Source organism: Flavobacterium riviphilum, assembly GCF_055231795.1.
In genome coordinates this window covers 1-3,346 of sequence record NZ_JBUYSY010000034.1, presented here as the reverse complement: position 1 = coordinate 3,346, position 3,346 = coordinate 1, and the positions used below count along the sequence as shown (strand labels likewise).

The following is a 3,346-nucleotide window of genomic DNA, read 5'->3' as shown; positions in this document are numbered from 1 at the left end:
AATGACAAAAAAAATGCTTTACCTAATAACATTTTGTCTTGTTCTAAAAAAGTTTACATTTTTATACTTTTCAACGCAAGTGCGAGCGCAATGTCATTAAGTTAAGGAAAAAGACTCGGCATTTTGTCATTCCGACAGAGGAGCAATCACACAGATGGTTCACATGATGAGATGCTTCGTTCCTCAGAATGACAAAAAAAATGCTTCACCTAATAACATTTCGCTCGCGTAGCACAAAGTACGAGCGTGACATTTGTGCTAGTTATCGTGCCTGAACATTATATTGAGCTTTTGATTTTTAATTATTGTAAAAACACTATTTTTGGGTTTTTAAACCTACTAGTATAGTGCTCCATTTGAAAAAAATCGTACTCCTTTTGCTGATTGTGGGACCTGCTGTGTTGTACAGCCAATCCCTTCGCAAGTATTCCAATGAGTTCCTCTCTATAGGCGTGGACGCAGCGGCTTTGGGGATGTCCAATACTGCGGTAGCTTTTACGGCAGATGTCAATGCAGGCTATTGGAATCCTGCGGGCCTAACCCGATTGCAAGACCATCAAGCGGCCGCCATGCATGCCAATTATTTTGCCAATATCGCACAATACGATTATTTGGCTTATGCCGCTCCTATAGACGACAGAAGCAGTTGGGGGATTTCGATGATTCGGTTTGGTGTGGACGACATTATGAATACTACCGAATTGATCGACAATCAAGGCAATATTGATTACAATCGCATCTCCTTGTTTTCGGCAGCCGATTATGGGTTTACGTTTTCCTATGCCAGAAAATTGCCCGTGCCTGGATTTCAATATGGGGTCAATGCTAAGGTCATTCGTCGGGTGATAGGTGATTTTGCCAGCTCATGGGGTTTTGGCTTCGATGTAGGGGTGCAATTTGAACACCGCAATTGGCAATTCGGACTCCTAGTGCGCGACTTGACCACCACCTATAATGTCTGGAATATTGATGAGCAAAAGTATGCGGCTATTGCCAATGCCATCCCAGGACAAAACCAAGAGCTTCCCGAAAGTACCGAAATAACCCCTCCCAAAGCGCAGTTGGGGGTAGCCAAAAAGATGATCATTCGCTATGACTATTCGGTTTTGGCAGCGGCCAATCTCAACCTACAATTCAGCCGTTCCAATGCCATTTTTTCTAGCCCTGTCGTAAGTATTGATCCCGCTCTTGGAGTCGAATTTGGGTATACCGATTTGGTTTTTGTGCGGGCAGGAGTAGGGAATTTTCAAAAAGTGACCCAATTAGATACTAATGAGCAGCTTAACCTACAACCCAATATTGGCTTGGGTTTTCAGTATAGAGGCATTCAGGTCGACTATGCGTTAACCAATTTGGGGAATGGGGGAGTCGCCTTGTATTCCAATATCTTTTCTCTCAAAGTCGATTTGGGGCAGTTTCGAAGATAAGTCGCTATGCGTTTTGGTAAGGAAAATGGCAAGTCCCTTGAGTAGTGGCATCAGATGGGCCAATTCTTTTTCTTGTGATTGGGCAGGGGATAAGCAGACTTTCTTTGGATCATACTTTCATAGCCATCAAAAATTGCTATTTTTACGCACTTAAAATTAGCACTATTCCCCATGACATTTTTCACACGGCCTACTTTGATTTGTACTCGCTTAATTTTTGGATGGACCTTGCTTTGGACTACGTTAGTTGGAGCACAAGCGCTTTCGCTTTCGCCAAAAGCTACTGTAAGTGTGCTAACTTGCGCCACGGGCAACGAATCCTATTCGCTTTTTGGACATACCGCCTTGCGCATAGCGGATCCCGAGCAAGGCTTGGATGTGGTCTACAATTACGGGGCTTTTGATTTTTCGACGCCTAATTTTGTAGCCCGATTTGCCAAAGGCGATTTGCAATATTTTGTCGTAGCGCATAGTTTTACGGATTTCGTACAGCAATACCAATACGAAGGGCGCTCGGTGTACGAACAACAATTAAAGATACCACAATTCGTTAAGCAACGCATTTGGGATCGGTTGCAAATTACCATGCAAACCGATGAAAAATACTATACCTATAAGTTTATCGATAAGAATTGTACCACCATGGTGGTCGATTTGTTGAATAGCAGCCTAGGAGCGGCAGTGATTCGGAAAAACAAGACGGATGCAGTTACCTATCGTTCGGTCTTGTATCCCTATTTTAAAAACCATTTTTATGAGCAGTTAGGAACCAGTGTCATTTTTGGAACCAAAGTCGATCAACCCGCCACTACGGTTTTTTTACCATTGGAGTTGATGGAGGCTTTGAAAACCAGTCGCTACCAAAACGAGTTGCTCAGCGCACCTGCTATCACCTTGCTGTCAATTCCGCCTGTAGTGCCTCATTCTTGGTGGAATAATGTGTATACGTATGCGGTAGTAGTATTGCTCTTGCTCTTTTGGAAGCGAAAAGCTGTTGCTCTGGTTTTTCTCGCTTTTCTGGGGCTTTTGGGTGTGTTTTTTGTAAGCATGGGCTTTTATTCCTTGCATCCTGAATTGGCACAAAATTACAATGCGCTGTTGTTCAATCCGACGCTATTGGTATTGGTCGTGTTTTTTGGGCGGAATCAGGCCAAGCTCACACGGTATCTTGTCCTCTTCAATGTAGGCTGTGTGTTGGTCTACACCCTAATCATGTGTAACAAAGCGCCGTTTTTATTAGTGCTGCCCCTAATCATACTGACGATCACCTTGCTGCATCGTCTGTCTCCTTTTATTCCACTGAAAAAAAGGGCGTTTAAGGGTTTTTCCGAAAGTATCGGGAGTTTAAAGATTAAGGTTTAGAATGTAATAGGAGATCCGTTAGATATAGGGGTGTATATAGCAGATTAGGCTGTCATTTTGTATCAGACTATGCGGGACGACTCCAACAGCCTGCCCTAGGATATTGTCTCTTTTCCTAGATGAACGGTCTTGGGGCTCTTATGGTTCGCCTTTTTTGTTTTGTTCCGTCACTTCAATTTCGTTCCGAAATTTGAGAATGTATTCGCAGGGTAATTGGAATTTGGAATTTCTCCCAACACTTTGGGATTGGATCTTCTAACCTTCACCCTGAGCGAAGTCGAAGGGCTAACTTCTCACCTCTAACTTCTGCCTTGTCACTTCTAACTTCTGCCTTCTCATTTCTAACCTTTACCCTGAGCTGAGTCGAAGGGCTGCCTTTTCACCCTGAGTAGTTTATGCTGAGCGAAGTCGAAGCAGAGTCGAAGGGCTGCCTTCTCATTTCTGCCTTCTGCCTTGCCACTTCTAACTTCTGCCTTCTCATTTCTAACCTTTACCCTGAGCTGAGTCGAAGGGCTGCCTTGTCACCCTGAGTAGTTTATGCTGAGCGAAGTCGAAGC

The 3,346-nt window shown here is 43.8% G+C and carries 2 protein-coding genes; both read left to right on the top strand.

Going from position 1 to position 3,346, the window contains the following annotated elements:
- Positions 1 to 356: 356 nt before the first annotated feature.
- A complete protein-coding gene (locus tag ACZIX2_RS14140; protein ID WP_463340740.1) occupies positions 357 to 1,427 on the top strand; it encodes a putative type IX sorting system protein PorV2 in 1,071 nt (356 codons plus the stop codon).
- Between the two features lie 171 nt (positions 1,428 to 1,598).
- Positions 1,599 to 2,789 (top strand): Lnb N-terminal periplasmic domain-containing protein, encoded by a 1,191-nt coding sequence (locus ACZIX2_RS14135; RefSeq protein ID WP_463340739.1) that lies wholly within the window; start codon positions 1,599 to 1,601, stop codon positions 2,787 to 2,789.
- Positions 2,790 to 3,346 lie beyond the last annotated feature (557 nt).